Source organism: Lacipirellula parvula (assembly GCF_009177095.1).
GTDB lineage: Bacteria > Planctomycetota > Planctomycetia > Pirellulales > Lacipirellulaceae > Lacipirellula > Lacipirellula parvula.
Map to the genome: position 1 here is coordinate 476,821 of NZ_AP021861.1, position 18,994 is coordinate 495,814.

The 18,994-nt window shown below is 63.4% G+C and carries 14 protein-coding genes; 8 read left to right on the forward strand and 6 right to left on the reverse strand.

Features of this window, described 5'->3' with window-relative positions:
• The first annotated feature begins 33 nt into the window (after positions 1–33).
• Positions 34–927 (forward strand): hypothetical protein, encoded by an 894-nt coding sequence (locus PLANPX_RS01810; RefSeq protein ID WP_152097070.1) that lies wholly within the window; start codon positions 34–36, stop codon positions 925–927.
• A gap of 73 nt (positions 928–1,000) precedes the next feature.
• Here the strand turns inward: PLANPX_RS01810 and PLANPX_RS01815 are convergent, their stop codons facing one another.
• Positions 1,001–1,189, reverse strand: coding sequence for a hypothetical protein (locus PLANPX_RS01815; RefSeq protein ID WP_152097071.1), 189 nt, complete (start codon positions 1,187–1,189; stop codon positions 1,001–1,003).
• An 82-nt stretch (positions 1,190–1,271) separates the two neighbouring features.
• On the opposite strand from PLANPX_RS01815, the gene PLANPX_RS27715 reads away from it, so the two are divergent.
• The 4 genes from PLANPX_RS27715 (at position 1,272) to PLANPX_RS01830 (ending at position 5,322) form a co-directional block, all read left to right on the forward strand.
• Positions 1,272–1,457, forward strand: coding sequence for a hypothetical protein (locus tag PLANPX_RS27715; protein WP_198421834.1), 186 nt, complete (start codon positions 1,272–1,274; stop codon positions 1,455–1,457).
• Positions 1,454–1,921: a PEP-CTERM sorting domain-containing protein gene (locus PLANPX_RS01820; RefSeq protein WP_198421835.1), complete on the forward strand. Its 468-nt coding sequence runs from the start codon at positions 1,454–1,456 to the stop codon at positions 1,919–1,921. Before PLANPX_RS27715 ends, PLANPX_RS01820 begins: the two co-directional genes overlap by 4 nt.
• A gap of 152 nt (positions 1,922–2,073) precedes the next feature.
• Positions 2,074–2,934: a PEP-CTERM sorting domain-containing protein gene (locus PLANPX_RS01825; RefSeq protein WP_152097072.1), complete on the forward strand. Its 861-nt coding sequence runs from the start codon at positions 2,074–2,076 to the stop codon at positions 2,932–2,934.
• A 153-nt stretch (positions 2,935–3,087) separates the two neighbouring features.
• Positions 3,088–5,322 carry a ChaN family lipoprotein gene (locus PLANPX_RS01830; protein ID WP_152097073.1) on the forward strand — a complete coding sequence of 745 codons (2,235 nt, stop codon included), beginning with the start codon at positions 3,088–3,090 and terminating at the stop codon, positions 5,320–5,322.
• Between the two features lie 421 nt (positions 5,323–5,743).
• Here the strand turns inward: PLANPX_RS01830 and PLANPX_RS01835 are convergent, their stop codons facing one another.
• The 5 genes from PLANPX_RS01835 to PLANPX_RS01855 all read right to left on the reverse strand — a co-directional run bounded on the left by PLANPX_RS01835 (position 5,744) and on the right by PLANPX_RS01855 (position 15,307).
• On the reverse strand, positions 5,744–7,528 hold the full coding sequence (locus PLANPX_RS01835) for an RluA family pseudouridine synthase (protein WP_152097074.1): 1,785 nt from the start codon (positions 7,526–7,528) through the stop codon (positions 5,744–5,746).
• Positions 7,529–7,606: 78 nt separating this feature from the next.
• A complete protein-coding gene (gene arsB / locus PLANPX_RS01840; protein WP_172991800.1) occupies positions 7,607–8,761 on the reverse strand; it encodes an ACR3 family arsenite efflux transporter in 1,155 nt (384 codons plus the stop codon).
• 441 nt (positions 8,762–9,202) lie between these two features.
• Positions 9,203–11,827 (reverse strand): glutaminase family protein, encoded by a 2,625-nt coding sequence (locus PLANPX_RS01845; protein ID WP_152097076.1) that lies wholly within the window; start codon positions 11,825–11,827, stop codon positions 9,203–9,205.
• Between the two features lie 182 nt (positions 11,828–12,009).
• Positions 12,010–13,854: a HEAT repeat domain-containing protein gene (locus PLANPX_RS01850; RefSeq protein ID WP_152097077.1), complete on the reverse strand. Its 1,845-nt coding sequence runs from the start codon at positions 13,852–13,854 to the stop codon at positions 12,010–12,012.
• A 163-nt stretch (positions 13,855–14,017) separates the two neighbouring features.
• A complete protein-coding gene (locus tag PLANPX_RS01855; RefSeq protein WP_152097078.1) occupies positions 14,018–15,307 on the reverse strand; it encodes a Gfo/Idh/MocA family protein in 1,290 nt (429 codons plus the stop codon).
• Positions 15,308–15,627: 320 nt separating this feature from the next.
• Here PLANPX_RS01855 and PLANPX_RS01860 point away from each other — a divergent pair, with 320 nt between their 5' ends.
• From PLANPX_RS01860 to PLANPX_RS01870, 3 genes are all read left to right on the forward strand, one after another.
• Positions 15,628–16,482, forward strand: coding sequence for an alpha/beta hydrolase family protein (locus PLANPX_RS01860; protein ID WP_152097079.1), 855 nt, complete (start codon positions 15,628–15,630; stop codon positions 16,480–16,482).
• Between the two features lie 372 nt (positions 16,483–16,854).
• Positions 16,855–17,820 (forward strand): helix-turn-helix domain-containing protein, encoded by a 966-nt coding sequence (locus PLANPX_RS01865; protein ID WP_152097080.1) that lies wholly within the window; start codon positions 16,855–16,857, stop codon positions 17,818–17,820.
• Positions 17,821–17,848: 28 nt separating this feature from the next.
• Positions 17,849–18,781 carry an AraC family transcriptional regulator gene (locus PLANPX_RS01870; protein WP_172991801.1) on the forward strand — a complete coding sequence of 311 codons (933 nt, stop codon included), beginning with the start codon at positions 17,849–17,851 and terminating at the stop codon, positions 18,779–18,781.
• Positions 18,782–18,994 lie beyond the last annotated feature (213 nt).

The following is an 18,994-nucleotide window of genomic DNA, read 5'->3' on the forward strand; positions in this document are numbered from 1 at the left end:
AGCTTGGCGACTACTGACACGCAGGAACCCACCATGCATCACCACATACTCAAACGACTGGGCGGCGTCGCTCTTGCCGTGGCCCTACTGTTGGCGCTGTCGGCGGCTGCTGATGCGGCGATCGACGGTTCAAAACATTTTGCTGAGCCCTCGGCCGTGCCAACTTACGGTCCGAACAATTACCTCCCGACGTTTGGCGACGGCCCCGGCAACGTCTTTGGCGTGGAGAGCGCCGGCACGCCCGACGTCACCTCGATCACCAATCTGTGGACGCTCGGCGACGCCCACACGACGCGGCAAGAGTGGTCGGACCTGTACGCCCGTCGTCTGAATTCGCGCTCAGCGCAAGTCGATGCGATCGGCGGTTTGCAAACTGACGGCAGCGGGCCCGTCTTCAGCGGCACGATCACTGCGTCGGCTCCGGGGTACATCACCACCAGCGGCAACTTCTACGCCTACACAGGCGACTTCACCGGCACGATCCTCGCCGGCAACTACGGCGGCGCCACGGGGAGTCGCGCGGGCGGCACGCTTGCGCTATTTCAAACTTCTTCCGCCGCGAACCCCGACGTGCGCCCGATGCTCGCCATCGGCAATCCCGACGGTTCGTACGAACAAGGCTACGACCCGCTCGGCATCGAGATCACCCTGCACGACGGTTCGCCTATTCCCGGCGGCGTTTCGATTCTGCACTGGGGGCTTAACTTCCAAGCGATCAGCGAGCCAAGTCCGCACGGCGAGATTCCGTGGCAAGAAAACCTCTGGTCGATTTGGATGCCCGAGTGGACTGGCGATTTTCGCGTGCACTACGGCAACGTCAACCATGGCGCCTTCAGCGCGGCCCGACTCGACACGGCGATCGGCAGCATGAACGGCGAACCCTCGCTGGCGAACTTCGTCGTCGGCCGCCGGTTGAGCCTGGGCTAGTCGGCGACTTCAACGCCGACGGCGTCGTCGACGGCGCCGACTTCCTGGTTTGGCAGCGCGGCGTCGGAACGACCTACACGAGCGGGCAGCTCGAAGATTGGAACGCTAACTTCGGCGCCGCGACGGCGCCCTCCGCTGGCAGCGCCGTCGCCGCCGTGCCGGAACCTACAGCCATTTCGCTGGCGGTCGTCGCCAGCTTCGTCGGGATGTGCCTAACCCGACGCACGACCAAGTCGTGATCGCATGCGATGACGTCCGTCATCGAAGGCAACCCAAGGATGTCCACTGTCGCGGTCGCTGTATCGACCGCGCTGCACCCCCGTTTTTTTATTGGAGTAAGTCTCATGAAGTTTGCATTTTTGGCCGTGCTCGGTCTCGCTGTCCTGGGCCTTGGCGCCCAAGCTTCGGCCAACACGATCCATGCGTCGTTCGTCGACGTGCCCGATTCCGTCTCCGTCGACGGCTGGAACCAAATGAACCGCACCGGCATGGGCGCGGCGATCAAACGACAGCCACCAACGCCTTCGTGAACGGTTTTGGTTCGAACGTCGCCGGCTCTGGCGACGCGGTGATGACGCGCATCTCCGGCAGCGTTTATCCAGCCGGCGCCGGGCTCTACGGCAACGGCGTGATTACGCTGACCGACTCGACCATTGAAAGCGGCCTGACGTCGCTTGAGTTCCAGGGCATTATCAACAACTTCGACGCCGCGCCGTTCGGCCTCGCCCTTTCTTACAACGGCGGCAGTCAGAGCCTTATTCCCTCGTTGCTGACGTTCACCAGCACTGGGACCGTTGCAGACTACTACCACTACTCGTGGGACCTCGCGAACATCGCAGAAGCGATTGATTCTTACGCGATCACGCTGACGCTCGGTTTCACTCAATCCCTCGCTTTCCAAGTGGATCAGGTCGCCGTGCCGGAACCGACGACGCTCGCGCTCGGCGCCGTTGGCCTCTGCGGGCTGATCGTGCGGCATCGTCGCCGCAGCTAGGGCTCCACGGGTGCCGCTTCACCGCCACTCAACCGCATCGCTCGCTGCTCAGCACAGTTTCGTCGCCAGGTCAGCGAGCGTCGTCGGCGTAGCTCTCTCCATTTCAATTCCGCAACAGTGAGTTGCACCATTTTGTTCAGGAGTTTTGTCTCATGAAAACAATGTTCCAGGCGGCGATGGCTGCCATATTGCTCGCCGTCGGCTTGGCGACGAGCGTCTCGGCCGCCCTCTACAACGACGGGTTCATCGACCCGACCTGGCAGGGCCAGCCGAACTCGACCTACCAAGAATGGATCAACGGCTTCGCTGCCGCTGGCGCCAACAACTCGCCTGGCTATCGCGCGAACGGCGCCAAGGAAGCGTACCAAACGCCGACCAGCCCCAGCGAACTCGCCGCGTTGCAGGCGCAGTACGCTCCGGTGAATCCGAACGGCACGGCCAAGGCCGGCAGCGCGGTTGGCTTCATGACCAGCACCTATGGCATCTACAGCTTTAGCGCAAAGATCCAGCCGACAGCCACCGTACCCGATTACAACCTTGGCGCCGGCTACAACACGACGATTCGTTGGCAGCTTTCCATCGACCGCATTGGTGAGTGGCTCGATCTCAACACCGTCACCGTGACGCCCCTAGGCGGCGCACCGATCGGCCTTGCCACCGGCGTCGAGTACATGAACAAGCTCTACGACGACGCTACGGCGACATGGATCTACCCAACGGCGTACACCACCTCGACCGGCACGGGCAGCTTTCAAGACCTGGGCCTGTTCGCCGGCGTCGCGGCGGGCTACGGCGAAGGCCCCGATTACACCAAGGGCTACCTCTTCGAGTGGACCTTGCCGGGCAATGTTGCGAGCTACACGTTGAACGCGACTGCTCTGGGCACGTCGACGAGCTTCAAGGGAACGCAAGTTGACACGATCGCCCGCGCCGCGGTGCCGGAACCGGCGACGCTGGCGCTGGCGGCATGCGGCGGCGTGGCTTGCCTTGCGGCGCGGCGCCGACGCAAGTAGTACGCGACGAATCAGATAGGCAACGCGCCTGGCCCGCGACGACTCGTGGGCCGGGCGATGTTTTTCGCCTGAGGCTGTACGCCCTTGAGATCGCTGTGCAATGGACTAAGGTAACCTGCATCCCTTACGGACAACTCACCACGCGAGCGCATCATGTCGTTCAGCCAATTGCCCAATCCTGCAGAAGAACGGTTGCCCGTAACTTCGAGACTTCGGCAACGAACGAAGCGAGTCTTCCGCGGGCTTCTCATCGTCCTCTTTTTCTGCGCCGCTCGGACGGCGGTGTTCGCCGAGCCTTGGGGTGCTCCCGCTATTGAACGCTCGATTGCGATTCGCGATGGTCGCACCGACGCTGATGTGTCGCAGGACGAGTTTATCAGTCAACTCGGTCAGGCCGACGCTGTGTTCCTGGGCGAGCAGCACACTGACGAAACGACTCATCGCTTGCAGTTGGAAATTCTCGACTGCTTGATCACGAACCGCGACAACCGCGTCGTCCTGTCGCTCGAAATGTTCGACCGCGACGTGCAGCCGGAACTCGACCGTTATCTCGCCGGCGAGATCGACGAAGCCACCTTCCTCGCGAAGGCCCGTCCGTGGGGCAACTACCACGAAGCCTATCGGCCGCTCGTCGAGCGTGCGAAAGAGGCCGGGATCCCGGTGATCGCCGCCAATTTTCCAGCCCCGGTGCGACAGCGGCTGATGATGGCCGGGCCCGAGGCGTGGGACTCGCTCTCCGCCGAAGACCGCGCTGTGACGCCGCGCGAGTATCTCGCCAACTCGCCGGAGTATTGGAAGCGAATGGACAACGCCATCCGCGGCCACGCCGGCATGATGAGCACCGCGGAGACTGACGAGGAACGCCTCCACTCGACGCAGTCGCTGTGGGACAACTCGATGGGCGAAGCCTGCGCCGACGCGCTCAAGCAGCATCCGGGGTACGCGGTGCTGCACGTGAACGGCGGCTTTCACTCGGCCTACTGGCAAGGGGTGGTCGACCAGTTCCGGCAACGCAACCCCGACGCGAAGGTGAAAACGGTCGCCATCGTGCCGACGTCGAATCCGATTTCGCATCGCAACACGGGGACGCCGGCGGCCGACTACGAAGCGCTCGTCGAAGCGCGGGCCTCGAACATCGACCAAGGCAAACGGAGCGTCGCCATCGGCGGCTCGCTCTCCTATCTACTCCATATGCCGAAGGATGCCTCGCCGGAGCGTCGCGTGCCGCTGTTGATTTGGCTCAGCGACGACGGCCTCACCGCGGAAGAAGGGATGGAACTTTGCCGCCAGCACTTCGGCGACGCGGCGGCGATCGCCGTTATCGAGGCCCCGACGCAAGAGCGGCAGTTCGATCTCGCCATCGGCGGCCGCTGGTTCTTGCCGGCGACGTTTACCGAAGACATCGGCGGCCTGTTCGGGGGCGTTGAAGAGACCTGGGCCTACTTGCTGCGGCACTTTCCGATCGATCCGCAGCACGTGGCACTCGCGGGCGAAGGCGCTGGCGCCACCGTCGTCGCCGCCGTCATCTTGCAGACCGACCGGCTGAGCGCGAGCGCGGTCGCGATCAATCCACGCCACTACGCCAAACTAAAAGACATTCCACTGCCGCTGCCGGAGTATCGCCTTGAATCGGCGCGGCCTAAGCGTTCGCTAGTCGTCACCGGCCCGGCCGATTCTGAGGAATGGTGGAAGGAAGAACTGGCCGCGTACACGGAGGTTGGCGTTCCGAGCCGTTTCGTCGCGGCGGCGACCGATCCGTGGCAGCGCGAAGCGGAACAAGACAATTTGCTCGCCGTCGCACTCGGCAAGCCAGTCGCCGATGCCGTTGAAAAGCGCGCCGGCAAAATGCTCGTCGTTGCTGAACCCTCGGCCCGCGCGCAGCATTGGGGCCGTTTACAATCGCGCTGGTTGTCGGAGCAACTCAACACGCCCGTCGCGGTCGCCTCAACGGCGCCGACCGCTGGTGAAGGCGAGGTGATCTCAACAGCAATCACGTCGACCGCCGCCGCTCGTCCCGGCGCCCTTCCCAAATGCCCCGGCCCCTTCGGCGGCACGACGGTCATCGTCCTTCCCGCCGGCGTCTCCGCCGACGAGATCGCCGCGTGGAAGAAGCTTGAAGCGGACGATCCGCTCACGAAGGCGAGTCGCTTCCATCGCACCCGCATCGCCACGGCCGATGGTGAACTCGCGCTCCCCAACGTCCTGAAGAAACTCGAAGACGAAAATCGCCGCAACGTCCTCATTGTCCCGGCAATGTTCTACGCGCCGACGCCCTGGCTTCACGAACTCGCTGCGAGCGCCGCGGAGTTCGAAGACCGCATGACCCTCCAATGGCAACCCGGCCTCGGCGGCCGCAAAGAAATCCTAGAAGTACCGCAGAAAAAGTAGCCGCGGGTCAACGACCCGCCGGAGCGAACCAGTTGAACGCTGCGGACTTCACATGCTGACGGCTAAGGGCTGAGAGCATGCCACCCATGCTGAGTTAAAACGCCCGCCCCGGCGGCGCGGTCTCAACGCCAGCGGCGTTGCATCCTCCAGCCCAGGGTTGATTGGTCCGAGGGCTGCACCAACCCTGAAGGGGTTGAAGCGTCGCACCGGCGAGCCGAGCGATGCAACCCTTACAGGGTTGCGACCAATCACGATCCAACAATCCCAGGGTACGCCGCTGCGCGTCGAACCCTGGGCTGGAAGCTTAAACACTTTCAGCGTTCGTAGCCGCGAGTCAACGACCCGCCGGAGCAAACTAGTTGAACGCTTTGGACTTCACATGCTCACGCCTTGAGGGCGAGAGTACGCCACCCAGATTGCTTCACCCCGCCCACCCCGGCGCCGCAGCCTCAAACGTCACCCGCTCCCCAGTCTGCGGATGATCAAACACAATCCGCAGCGCATGCAAACAAAGCGGCGGATCATCAACGCCGTGTGTCTGCGTCTCGCCCAGTTGCCGCCCCGGCAGATACGCTTGCTCGCCAACAATTGGCCAGCCGAGATGCCACAGGTGGACGCGAATTTGGTTCGTGCGGCCGGTGATCGGACGCGCTTCGACGAGCGATGTGCCGTCGGCAAACGTTTTTAACAAACGGAACTCAGTGCGCGCCGCTTGCCCCTGCTCGTCGATCGCGCGGCCGCCGAGGTCGGTCGTCTCGGTTCCAATCGGCGCCTCGCAAATGAACCCCGCTTCTGCCGGCGTCCCTTGAATCCTCGCTAGGTAAACCTTCTCAACATTCCCTGCAGCGAACTGCGGCTGCACCCGCGACGCCCAGGCCCCCGTGCGTGCGAACACTACCACGCCGGTCGTGTTCGCATCGAGCCGATGGACCGGCCGCAGTTTTTGCGGCTGATAAACCTCGTTGAGAATCGCTTGCAGCGTGTTGCGATTGAACCGACCCGAAGGATGCAGCGGCAGCGGCGCCGGCTTGTTGACGACGACGAGCGCCGCATCTTCATACAGCACGCGAATGTCGGCGCTCACATCGGGTTCCGACATCGCGGGCGTTGAATTGAGATACCGCTGCCCGGCACGAACCAACTGGCTCGCAGCGACCGGCTCATGCTTGTCGTTGAGGAGCAGCCCGCGATCGAATCGCTCCTGCCAATACTCTCGCGACAGATGCGGAAAGACCTCGCACAACATGGCGAGCAACTCGCGGCCATCGTACTTCGCCGAGATCGTGATCGGTCGATAGTTGTCGTACGGCGCGCTCCCCGGCAGCGGCGTCGTGGCGGCGGCGATGGCGGCCGCCCGCTCGGCCAGCGTTCGCTCCAATTGCTCGCCAGCGGCAACGTAGCAGTACGGGCAGGTCTTCCCCGGTTCGTAACGCTCGTCGCGCTGGTCGGTCGGCGTCAGCGGCGCCAGGCACGAGTAGCACTGGGCGTTCGCTGTTTCAACGAGCCCCGCATCGAGCCCGACGCGGCGATCGAACACAAAACATTCGCCGTCGTAGTGATCGCCGCCGCAGTCTTCGAAATATTTGAGGATGCCGCCGTCGAGCTGAAAGATCTGCTCGAACCCCTCGCGTTCCATGTACGGCCCCGCCTTCTCGCAGCGGATGCCGCCGGTGCAGAACATCACGATCGGCTGCTGCTTCATCTCGGCCGGCAACTCCGCCACCGCCGCGGGGAAATCGCGAAAGTGATTGATACCGAGCGTCTTCGCGTTCGTGAACGTGCCGAGCCGCACTTCGTATTCGTTGCGCGTGTCGAGCAGCGTCACGGGCCGACCTTCGTCGAGCCACCGCTTCAGCTCGTGCGGCGGCAGCTTCGGCGACGTGCGCCGGCCCGGCTCGATCCCCGGCACGCCGAACGCGATGATCTCTTTCTTGATCCGCACGAGCATCCGCCGAAACGGCTGGTCGTCGCTAACGCTGTACTTCGGCGTGAAGTCCGCCAGTCCCGGCAGCGCCCGCACCGCCGCGAGCAGCGACTCAATCGACGCCTCGCTGCCGGCAACGAACAGGTTGATCCCCTCGGGGCTAATCAGAATCGAGCCGCGCAGCCCCCACGCTTTGCAGTCGCGCAGCAACTGCTGCCGCAACGGGGCGAGATCATTCAGGGGGACGAACTGATAACCGGCAATGTTGGTGACGCTAGGCATCGTTCTAGCGTACCAACCGAGCGGCTCTGTGCGAGGCGTGCCAGGCGTCAAATTTCCGGGTCAATCGACTTGCCGCGCTCAGGGCGTCGAAGAAGTCGAGCTCAACGGCCGCTTCCAACGGCTCGAACCGGTCACCACCGTCTCCGCCGGCAGCCGGTGAATTCCCTCGGGCGCCGAGAAATATCGCCGCTGGAAATACCACGCCGCGCTCACGCAGCCGACCATCGCCGGGATCTCCACCAGCGGCCCCGCGACCGTGGCGAACGCCTGGGCCGAGTCGATGCCGAACAGGGTCACCGCCATCGCCACGGCGAGCTCGATGTTGCTGCTCGCGCTCGAAATGGCAATTGTCGACGTCCGCGAGTACGAGGCCCCGCGCTTCGTCTCGCTGAAGAACGACCACAAGAACATCACGCAAAAGTAGATCGCCAGCGGGGCGCCGACTTGCAGCAGCTGCAGCGGCATCGCGAGCAGTTCGTCCGTCTTCAGCGAGAAGATGACGACCGAGGTGAACAGAATCGCGGCGGGACGAAGCGGAGCAATGCACGGCACGAATGACGCTTCGTACCACTCGCGGCCGCGCCACTTCACCAACAGTAGCCGCACGCCGACGGCGATCGCCAGCGGAATGCCGAGGTAAATCGCGACGGCGCCATAGTACTGATAGATCTCCGCATCGAACGCAGCCGTTCCCATGCCGATCAGCGGCGGCAGCATCGACACGAAGAACCACGCCAGCAGCGGGTAGAGAATCAATTGAAACAACGCGTTGAGCGTGACGATGCTGTTCGCGTACTGTTGGTCCCCTTCGGCCAACTTCGTCCACACCGAGATGCCGCCCAGGCCGCGCGCGAGCCCGATAAGGATGAGCCCCACCGCGTACTCCGGTTCGTTGCGCAGGAACAACGTCGCCAACAGCGTCATCAGCAGCGGACCGAGCAGCCAGTGCTGCAGCAGCGTCCACCGCAACCCGCTGAGGTGCGGCACGAGCGAGCCGATTTCCTCGAAGCGAATCTTCGCCAGCGAGGGGTACATCATCACGATGAGCCCGACGGCGATCGGAATGTTCGTTTGGCCGAACCGCAGCCCTTCGAGAAACGTCTCGGCCGACGGCGCCCAAATGCAGATCGCGCAACCCTGGAGAATGGCCAGGATCGTGAACGCGACGAGGTGGCGTTCTAGGAATGAAGGCGGCGCAGAGGCCGGCCCAGTTGATTGGCGAGTGGTGTTCAAAGTTCTGAGCGTCCGACAGCGCGCACCCTCAAGCAGTTGAAACCCTCCGGCAAACGGAGGCGGGGCGGGATTCTAGTGGAATGCCCCCAGTGGAGCCAGAGCGCGCAACCCGGTGCTATCACGAGTGAGTCGCAATCGAATGGGAAGCCGCTTTCAAGCACGAGAAATGCTTCGGCAGCCCAGCCCCGGAGGGGCGGCATAGTGTAGCCAGGGGCGTGAGCCCCTGGCCAACGACGATGCGACGCCCAAAGCCCCGTTAGGGGCGACACAGTTCTCTTCGACGTGGGTCGAGCGATGTCGCCCCTCACGGGGCTAGCACGGTACTGAACGACGCTAGACCAGGGGCTTGCGCCCCTGGCTACATCACTCGGCCCCTCCAGGGCCGTTGGCACTGTGACGACGCTTTAGACGACGGGGAGTTCACGCGCTGAAGGCTCCAGCCTACCGCTGCACCGCCGCCGTCTTCGCATCATCCACCTGCTCGACCGTTACCATGCCGACGTCAATATACTGCCCGCCGGTCGACTGCCGGCACTTCACCGCCAGCGTGTTGCCGGTCGGCTTCAGCGTCGCGCGGGCTTCGTCCCGCATCTGCATCGCTTCGTACTGGCCGTTGTAGCCGTTGCACGTCGCGGCGAGCACGCCGTTGACGTAAATCTCGGCGTCTTCGTCGTGGTTGACGTACAGCTGCACCTCGGCGAGGTTGGCGCCCTTCCGCAGGTTGAACTCGCGGCGAATCCAGATCTCCGGCGAATCCCACACGGTGCCGATGATCGCTCCCGGCGTGCCGCGCGTGCCGAAGCCCGACTTTCCTTCTTTCCACTTCGCGTCGTCGAACTTCACTCCCTGCCAACCGTCGGCCGGCTTCGTCGTCGTGTAACGCCACACGACCGGCTTGCTGATCGCGGCCGGCAACACGGTGGTGATCTTCGGCGGCTTCGGCATCGGGGCGAAGTCTTTCGCCTTCGTGACGTCGCGGCTGGCGTACTTCTTCCACAGGCCGTCGTTGTAGAGCAACTGCAGGAAGACGCCGCCCACCACCGGCCGCGCGGTGAAGCCGACTTTCGTGGCGTCGTTCGTCCGGAACCAGTCGTTCATCGGCGAACGGCTCGGGGTCGCGCTCAAGAACTTATAAACCGGCGCGGTGAGGGCGTCGAAGTCCTTCCGATCTTGCGTGAGCGTCGCCGTCCACAAGATCCAATCGAGCTTCGTGTACACGTTCCGATTGTCGAGCGGCAGGCCGTACTCGTTCTGCGACTTCAGGTAGAAGTCCATCTCCTTCCGACGCACGTCATCTGGGAACAGCTCCAGGCCGAGCAGCTTGTCCCACACGAGGTTGTACTTCTGGCTCCAGGTGTCGGGCTTGTCGAACGCGAGCCGGAAGTGGTCGCCGTCGGCTGCTTCCTTCACCCAGCGTGCGGCGTACTGTTCCGCAATTTGGCGATACTCTTGGGCCAGCTTCGCGTCGCCGCGCATCTCGCACAGTTGGGCGAACGCGCCGAGCGCACAAATCGCCTTCCCCGACAAGTTCACGTTGTGAGCCATGTGCCCGGCGAAGTCGTCGGTGCAGAGCTGGTTCGGCGGATCGAACCCTTGTTCCTTCAGGTACTCGGCCCACTTCACCAGCGTCGGCCAGTAGAGCGACGCGTAGTCGGCGTTCCCTTCCATCTTCGCGAGCGCCGCCATCAGCAGCAGCACGTTGCCGCTCTCTTCGACCGGCATTTGGTTGTCTTCGGTCAGCTCGCCGCCGCCGTACACCTGGCCGTTCGCCTTCGGGTAGGTGCCGAGGTCATGCGGGGCGAACGGGAACTTCCAACGCTCGCTCGCCGCGTAGTTCATGAACGGCGTGAGGAACGACTTCGTTAGCGACGGGCCGAACAGCATGAACTGCGGCGACATCGGGTAGAAAATGTCCGATGTTGCGATGCAGCCGTTCGAGTGGTTTTCTTTGCTGAACTGCAGCGGCTGGCCGTTGGCGTCGGCGACGAACTTGCCCGCCGCGAAGCACTGGCGATAGGCGAGCGCCCCGATGGCGTAGTAGTCTTCGCCGCCTGCTGCGGTCAGGTCCTTCTGTAACTCGGCGTCGAACTTGTCGCAACGCTCCGTGATCTTCGCGTAGTCGCGCACCGCTTCGGTCAGCAGGCCCGCGGCTTCGAGTCCGTTCCGCCGCCAAAACGCCTTCAGCGGGCGGTGCATGTATTCAATCGAGAGCAGATCGTCGTACGCGATCACGAGGAAGCGTTCGACCGGCTCGGCGCCGACCTTCGGCAGATCGAACGTCACCGCCGCGGCCAGGTCAGTAGCGCGGTCGGCCGCTGCCTTCGCCTCAGACGCACCGCTCGCCTTCGCGGCGAATGCCTTCCGCAGTTTCGCGGGGGAGCCGATCGCCGTGGCGGCGTTTTCGCTCTTCGGCGCCGCTAGGTAGAGGTAGCCCCAATCAATCCGAATGTCGTCGCCCTTCTTGCGAAGCGTGTTTTGCTCCTTCGAGCCGAGCCGCACCGTGGTGAGACCGTCGATCGCTTCGACGTTGCCGACGACTCCCTGCTCAGGCACGTCGACCGTCAGCTCGGCCGAGGCTTCGAACATCAGCCGCACGTCGTGCGATTTGCCATCTTCGGCTTGCGCCTTGTAAGTGACGTAGGTGATCGGCCGCGACAAGAGGTCGATGTCTTCCGGTAACGCGGGCGTCGTGAACGTCAGCGTCAGCTTCACGCCTTCGCCGGCAAACTCGTAGGTCGTCTGCGTCATCGAGATCGTGACGCTCTTTTGCTCGAGCGCCGGCGCGTCGGTCGGCTCCTTGCCCATCAGGCGGAAGACCTTGCCGTCGATCGACGCGAGGCTCGTGAGCCGATGCGGCTTGCCGGTCCAGTGGGCCGTGTCGGCGTCGGTCAGCCGGTCGGCCGGCGACCAAATGCTGAAGTAGGGGTCGCAGGTGACAAGCGGCGTCGCCGGCGCGACGATCGGCGTCGCGTGGAGCTCTGCCGCCGAAGCCCGCGGCTTCTCATCGGCGTGAGCCTGAGAGCCAAATGCCAACAACGCCACACATGCCGCCAATAATGAACGCATAGCCGCCGCCCAAATCGAGGAGTGGAAGAGGATCCAACTCTTCCATCATTCGCCTCAGGCGAGCGACGATCAATGAGATTGGTTAGCACGCTAGCGCGGAATGGTTTCGCGCTGTGATCGGGGAATGCCGCCGAATTTTAGGGCGTTTCCACCATTTTGTTGCGGGCTGCCGCCGATGGCTCTCAATTGCCTGGAGATTTTTGTTCAATCGCTTCCGCGACTCTTACGGCCCGTTCTTTGAGTTCTGGCTGCGCGGTGGCCGCTTTGGCGACGCGGAGCGAATGCTCGTTCGGATAACGTTCGAGCACGGCGAAGACGAGTTCGCGTTCATCGTTGCGAGTCGCCGCATCGAGCGCCTTTTCGCACATTTCGGCGCGGGCCGCGTCGGACATTTTGAATTGCCGCGCGAGCCGGATGTACGAGCGGAGGGCTCGCACCTGGTACTTGTCGCCCTTCACGCTCTTGGCGAGCTCGAGCATCACCGGCGCCGCGTCGACTTCCATCCAGTTGCCGAGGGCCCGGGTGCCGGCGTCGAGTACCGCGTCGGAACCTTGTTGCATGACGCCGGCCATCGCGTCGATCGCTTGCTTGCCGCCGACGGCGCCGAGTATGTCGACAAGCTGGGCTTGGTCGTCGGCGTCGGCGCCTGCGAGCGCGGCGGCGAGTTGCTCGGCACACGCTTCGCGATCGGGCATCCGCACCGCGGCCGACTTCAGTGCTCGCCACGCGACCTTCGCGTCGGCGTCGTCGCGGGCGGCGACGCACTCTTTCACGAGCAGCGGCAACTGCGCGGGCGTCACCGTTTCGCCGAACGCTGCGAGCGCCGCTTGCCGCACGGCGGCGTCATCGTTGGCGAGCGCCTTCGTCACGGCATCGGTCGCTTCGAGCCGCCGCTTGCCGACGAGGTTGAGCAGCACGGCGAGTTGCTTTCCATTGGCTGCCGGTAGTAGCTCGACGAGGTGACCGTTGACGCGAGTTCCCTGCATGTCGGCGAGAGCCGTTGCCGCCGCGCGGGCGACGTCAGCATTGTCATCGGCCGCCGCTTGCAGCAGTGCGTCGATCCGCGCTGGTGCATCCGCGCGAGCGAGCACCTTGATCGCCGCGAGTTGAATCGAATCATCCCCCTCGACCGCCGCGCGGAAGATGGCCGGCGCGTCGACAAGTTCCTTCCGATCGGCCAGGGCGTAAATGAGCAGCGGCGCCCGCTCGGGCGACGCCGTTTCAAGCTCCTTCACCAGTGCCGCAGCCACTTGGGCGCCGGGGAGTTCCCGCGCCGTACCGAGTCCCAGCTGCACGAACTTCTTGTTGTCGCTGCGGAGTTGCTCGACCAAGAGCGGAATCCCCGCCTCGCCGCGGGCCAAAATCGCCCCACGGGTCGCTTCGAGCTGCCGCTGCACCGGCACTTCCGCCCCGCGAGCGTCGTCGTAAATTTGAGCGGCCGCACTTTGCTGACCGGCGTCCAGCAAGCCTTCCGCAGCAAGCACGAGCCCTTGCGCCGCCGCATTTCGCACGGCGGGCGATTCGTTCTTCAGCGCGCCACGCAGCGTCGCGACGGCGCTGTCGCCGCCAATCTGGCCGAGCGCCCACGCCGCGGCGTCAACCGCTTCAATATCATCGGCCTTCATCGCTGCCGCGAAGGCATCGGCGACAAGCTGCCCGGCCTGTTGGTCGCGGCGAGCCCCCAGTGAATTGATGGCGCCAATCGCGAGCTGGCCATTCGCCTTGCTCGCCGCGTCGCGCAGGGCCGCATCGGCTGACGGGTCGTCGATCACCTCCAGCGCCACCCGCGCCCAAGAAGCGAGCTGCTCGTCCTCGAGCAACGGCGCCAACAGCGGCACCGAGTCCTTTGTTCCCAACACGGCGAGCTTCTTGCAAGCAATCGCCTTCGCCGCCGGCTCGCCCGTCTTGAGCACCTCAATGAGCGCGGCCTCATTGGTCTCAAACAGATTCTCCGCCCGCGCCGCCGAAGCAGCCACTAGCGGCAACAGAAGCGCCAACGCACGAAGAAGCGGCATCCGAATAGTCATGGTCAAATCTCTCCAAACCTGGAGTGAGTTTATTGTTCTTTATTCTCCCTCTTCTTTGCGCCTTCGCGCCTTTGCGTGAGATCTCAATTAAGAATGTCTCACGCAAAGGCGCGAAGGCGCAAAGGAAGAAGGCATGTGAGTAAATGCGTAATGAGTTGCTAGATTAAATCCGCCACGGCTCCCGCAGCGCTTCCGACCGTAGCCGGTTCGCTTGGTCGTCGTTCACAAACTCATGCTTGGCAAGGTGGTAGTTCAGCGTGCGATTGAGCGCCAGCGCGATGTTCGTCGCATGGCACGCAATATGAGCGAAACAGGCCGCTTCGGCGTTCCCCTTCGGTTGGCTGCGGGTCTTCACACAGTCGAGGAAGTCGCGCACATGGAACGTCGCCGGATAGCCGCCGATTTCAGCGACTTCGCGGCCAGCGAGCAGCTCCGGCGAGCTGAGCACCAGCTTGCCGCTGTCGCCCGTTTCGACCCAACCCGTCTCGCCTTCGAACCGCACTGGGCACGAACCGAGCGGCATCCAACCTTCTTCGCGGAAGATCAGCTCGACGCCGTTCGCGTACCGCGCGACGATTTGCTTGTTCGCCGGCGGCTCGTATTCCACCGGCGCCTGACCGTCGGCGTCGACCGCCCACTGGCAAAGATCGACGCAGTGCGAACCCCACTCCAGCACGCCGCCGCCGACGAGGCCGCCGCCTTTTTCAAAGTTAAACCCGTCGAGGAGCGCCGGATTGTACGGCCGCCACGACGCCGGGCCGAGGTACATGTTCCAATCGACGACATTTTTGTCCGGAGTGGCCTCGGCAGGGAGCCAACCGCTCATCATCGCCGACATCCCCATCGGGTGAGCGTAGACCCGCTTGAGCTTGCCAAGCTTGCCGGTACGGGCGAGTTCGCAAGCAAATGCGAAGTGCGGCAAGTTACGCCGCTGCGTGCCGACCTGGAACACCCGCCCCGTCCGCCGCATCGTGTCGACGAGGTTGATGCTCTGAGCGATGTTCTTCGTGCACGGCTTTTCGCAGTACATGTCCTTACCGGCGCGGGCCGCGTACATTGCCGCGGTGGCGTGCCAGTTCGGGCCGGTGGCGATCAGCACGGCGTCGATGTCGTCGCGGGCGAGCAGGTCGCGGAAGTCGCGGTAGGTGTCGCAGTCGCCGTTGCCGTGATGTTTGTCGGCGATCCCCTTCACCGCATCGCGACGGGCTTGCTTCACGTCGGCGACGGCGAGGAACTGGACGTCTTTCTGCTCAAGGAAGCAGCCGAGGTCGTAGGTGCCGCGATTGCCGATGCCGATGCCGCCGACCGTAATCCGCTCGCTCGGCGCCGTCGCGCCGTCGAGGCCGAGCGCCGAACCGGGAATCACCATCGGCGCCGCAACCGCCGCCGACGCGGCCACGGCCGCTTGCTTCAAGAATCCGCGACGCGAAGGTCGCGCGGGAGTGCGAGCCATGAAACTACTCCTCAATCCAACCGCTCGTCGTACGCTGCTCAAGCAGCTGGCTACGACCGCAGGCTGAAGTCATGAATAAGTGTGGTCGTTCAGAATCAGTCGCGCGATGCTGTGATCTTATGAAATTCTGAAAAGTTCGTCCCGTCGATCACCTGGAATCAGCTTGACGAGTCTGTGCGGATGAGTTCGCCTAGCGACATTATCATCGCTGATGTCCGTACCAAGCGGAACTCCTTTTGCGATAAAATGTAATCCTAATGCAACGCGTCGTAAGCATTTCGAACGCTTGCCGCGTTGGCTCAATCCAAGGGACCGTTGCCATGTCGCGTGTACGTTGCGCCAAGTTTGTCCTCATTTGCGTCGTTTGCTGGCTGACTCAATCTGCGGCGTTGCGTCTGCAGGCGGAAGAGGTAAGTCAGGAAACCTACGGTGAAGCGCTCAGCAAGCGGCTTGGCTTGCCGGTCGTCAATCTCGACGTCGACGGGCATCGCGCATTTGTCATTCTCCCCGACGAACAGAAGCAGGCGACGCCGCAGCCCTGGATTATGTACGCCCCGGCATTGCCGGCCTATCCCGACGCCAGCGAAGCGTGGATGCAGCGGCAGTTCGTCGACGCCGGCATCGCGGTCGCGGGCATCGACGCCGGCGAAGCGTACGGCAGCCCTGCAGGTTGCGAGGCCCTCAGCAAACTGTACGAGCAGCTGGTTGAACGCCGCGACTTCGCCCGCAAACCGTGCCTCCTCGGCCGCAGCCGCGGCGGCCTGTGGGTTACGAACTGGGCCGTCGAGCACCCTGAGCAGGTGGCTGGAATCGCAGGCATCTATCCAGTGTTCGATCTCAGTGCGTACCCCAGCATCGCCAAGGCAGCGCCAGCTTACAATCTCACGGAAACGGAGCTTCAACGGCAACTCGATAAGCACAATCCGGTCGCCCGTTTGCAGCCACTCATCGACGCTCGTACGCCGATGTTCATGGTCCACGGCGACGTCGACGAAGTGGTGCCGCTCGAATCAAACTCCGCCGCCGTGGCCGAGAAATTCAAGGCCGCCGGCGCCGGCGATTGCGTCACGGTGAAGGTCATTGCAGGCCAAGGCCATAACTTCGATGAAGCCTTCTTCCACTGCCAAGAGCTCGTCGACTTCGCGATCGCCCGGGCGAAGGACGGCGCGAAGTAACCGCACGCAAAAGCCTGCCTGTACATGACGGCGGCGCCGCGGATTTAACGAACAAAACGCCAAGATTTGCGAAAGTAGACGCGCGCAGCCCTTTGGCTGCGGGCCTCGTCTCATCGTTGCCCTAGTTGCGGTGCACGAAGGCCTGTGGCCAAAAATCGTGCTTCGCACTACGCCCATGGTCTTCGCGTTCCTCGCTCTCGGGCGCTCGTGCGGAGTTACGACAAAGGTTCCTCCCCATGCCCGTAGCAGGGTTGCGGCAAGCCCGTTCGCTGTTTACAAGAGAGATGACGGCCGTCTCGCCAGTTCCCTTGGTTTGAGACTGCCGCAGTCTCCACTCGTCGATCACGCATTCGTCTGGGACGGCGCGCTAAAATGGCCGAGCTAGAGAGTTTCTTTCGATATTTTCCGGTCGACGACGACCTGCTGCGGTGCGGTGCGTACGTTACTGGGGCCGGCGCCGCGACGATCCTGCCTGGCGCCCCCTACCCTCCTTTCGGCCATCCCGCGCTGTACCATTTCGACTGGCGACGCGGCCGGACGTTGCCCGAGTTTCAGATGGTGCTCGTCGCCCAGGGCGCTGGCGAATTCGAGTCAGAGCTCACCCCCGCCGTCCGCTTTACCGGGCCGACTTTGCTGTGGCTCTTCCCCGGCGTGTGGCATCGTTACCGCCCCGTGCAAAGCGTCGGCTGGAACGAGCGCTGGTTCTCGTACAACGGCGAACTGGTCCACCGTTTGTGGACGCAAGGCATGATTGATCCCGTGCGAGCGGTCGCTCCGCTCGACGCCAAGTCGACGCTCGTCGGCAAATTCGAAATGCAGCTCGAGCAGATCCGCACCAACGCGATGTCGCAGACCGCGCTCTACTCGCTGCAGGTGCTACGGCTCGTCGCCGAAGCGATCGAGGCGGTCGCCGCGGCAAATGATGCGACGGTCGCTGGTAGTTCGCCGTCGCAGCGATTCGAAGATTCCGTGGTCGTCGACGCCCTCCGAATTATTCGCACGCGGTCGCATCGCGCGATTTCGATCGACGACGTCGCGGAAGAACTCGCCGTCGCGCGCCGGACGCTCGATCGCCGTTTCGCCGCCGCAACAGGCCGCTCGATTCTGGAAGAGATCAACGATTGTCGATTGAATCGCGCGAAGCGTTTGCTGGCCGAAACCGACCTCTCGCTTCGTTCGATCGCCAACCAAGTCGGCTTCAGCAGCCCCGAGCGGATGGGCCTGCTCTTTGGTCGCCGCGAGGGCATGTCGCCGTCCGAGTTTCGTTCTCGCCGCACGCGGCATGGTTCCGCCGTCGCGGCGTCGCGACAGCCGCGTTCCGCTCAGCCAAGCCGGTAGCCGCCCCGCCGCCCATTCGCGAGTTGACATGCAAGACTTCCATCACTACTTGCCGGTGAACGACGACGCGATGAACTGGGGTGCGTACCTCACGAGCGCCGGCAAGATGACGATCGCGCCGAAGCAATCGTATCCGCCCAAGGGGCATCCCGCCGTTTACCATTTCGATTGGCGCCGCGGCCGCGTATTGCCTGAATTCGCGCTGGTGTTCATCAGCGAAGGCGCCGGGACGTTTGAAACGGAACAGGCCGGCGCGCAGCAGTTTCGCGAGCCGACCGCGATCTTCCTCTTCCCCGGCGTGTGGCACCGTTATCGCCCTGAACCCTCGACCGGTTGGACCGAACGCTGGATCTGCTTCAACGGCGAAATCGCGCATCGCCTTGCTAATTTAGGCCTGCTTTCCCCGCAAAAACCGCTCTCTCGCGTTCGTGCGACGGCGAAGCTCACGGCTCAGTTCGATGCGCTGCTGGAACAGGTCGTCTCCAATCCCATTCAGAACTCGATCCTGCTTTCGCTCCATGGGCTTGGGCTGGTAGCCGACGCCTTGCAGGCGCTCGCGCCTTCGGCCGGCGAAGCAGTCGCCGGGCCGCAAGGCGCCGAGCAAGGACTCGAAGATCCCATCACTCGACAAGCGATGGAAATTATCTGGACGCACAGTCATCGCCCGATCTCGGTAAACGACATTGCGAAGCAGTTGCCCATTACCCGCCGCACGCTCGACCGCCGCTTTACTGCGGCGACGGGCCGCAGCGTGCTCGACGAAATCAACGCCTGTCGGGTGAGTCGCGCGAAACGGCTGCTCGTCGAAACGACGCTGCCGATCAAAACCGTTTCGTACTTGGCTGGTTTCTCCAGCGTCGAACGGATGCGAGTGTTGTTCGTCGAGCAGGAGGGAGCGTCCCCCTCCGTCTACCGGCAAGAGCGGACGCAACACTCGCCCGCGGAAGCGGCGAACTCTTAGCTGGACTGAGATTGTCCAGGCGCCGCTGGCGACCCTGCGCGGCAACGTCGCCTTCAGCCGAACTACAGGCCGTAAGCGACTGTTGGGGCCTCCGTTTGCGTCGGGCGCTTAAAGTCTCAGCCGTCGCTAGCAGTTGTCGTGAGCATCTGTTCGCGGTTCGCTGGTTTATTGTTGATATTGGCGTGATTAATAAATTATTATTCAGCCCTTGTT

Bases quoted from the DNA above. Each gene is read 5' to 3' on its own strand.
- PLANPX_RS01810 (WP_152097070.1), top strand. From the start codon at position 34: ATGCATCACCACATACTCAAACGACTGGGCGGCGTCGCTCTTGCCGTG.
- PLANPX_RS01815 (WP_152097071.1), bottom strand. From the start codon at position 1,189: ATGACGGACGTCATCGCATGCGATCACGACTTGGTCGTGCGTCGGGTT.
- PLANPX_RS27715 (WP_198421834.1), top strand. From the start codon at position 1,272: ATGAAGTTTGCATTTTTGGCCGTGCTCGGTCTCGCTGTCCTGGGCCTT.
- PLANPX_RS01825 (WP_152097072.1), top strand. From the start codon at position 2,074: ATGAAAACAATGTTCCAGGCGGCGATGGCTGCCATATTGCTCGCCGTC.
- PLANPX_RS01830 (WP_152097073.1), top strand. From the start codon at position 3,088: ATGTCGTTCAGCCAATTGCCCAATCCTGCAGAAGAACGGTTGCCCGTA.
- PLANPX_RS01835 (WP_152097074.1), bottom strand. From the start codon at position 7,528: ATGCCTAGCGTCACCAACATTGCCGGTTATCAGTTCGTCCCCCTGAAT.
- PLANPX_RS01845 (WP_152097076.1), bottom strand. From the start codon at position 11,827: ATGCGTTCATTATTGGCGGCATGTGTGGCGTTGTTGGCATTTGGCTCT.
- PLANPX_RS01850 (WP_152097077.1), bottom strand. From the start codon at position 13,854: ATGACTATTCGGATGCCGCTTCTTCGTGCGTTGGCGCTTCTGTTGCCG.
- PLANPX_RS01855 (WP_152097078.1), bottom strand. From the start codon at position 15,307: ATGGCTCGCACTCCCGCGCGACCTTCGCGTCGCGGATTCTTGAAGCAA.
- PLANPX_RS01860 (WP_152097079.1), top strand. From the start codon at position 15,628: ATGTCGCGTGTACGTTGCGCCAAGTTTGTCCTCATTTGCGTCGTTTGC.
- PLANPX_RS01865 (WP_152097080.1), top strand. From the start codon at position 16,855: ATGGCCGAGCTAGAGAGTTTCTTTCGATATTTTCCGGTCGACGACGAC.
- PLANPX_RS01870 (WP_172991801.1), top strand. From the start codon at position 17,849: ATGCAAGACTTCCATCACTACTTGCCGGTGAACGACGACGCGATGAAC.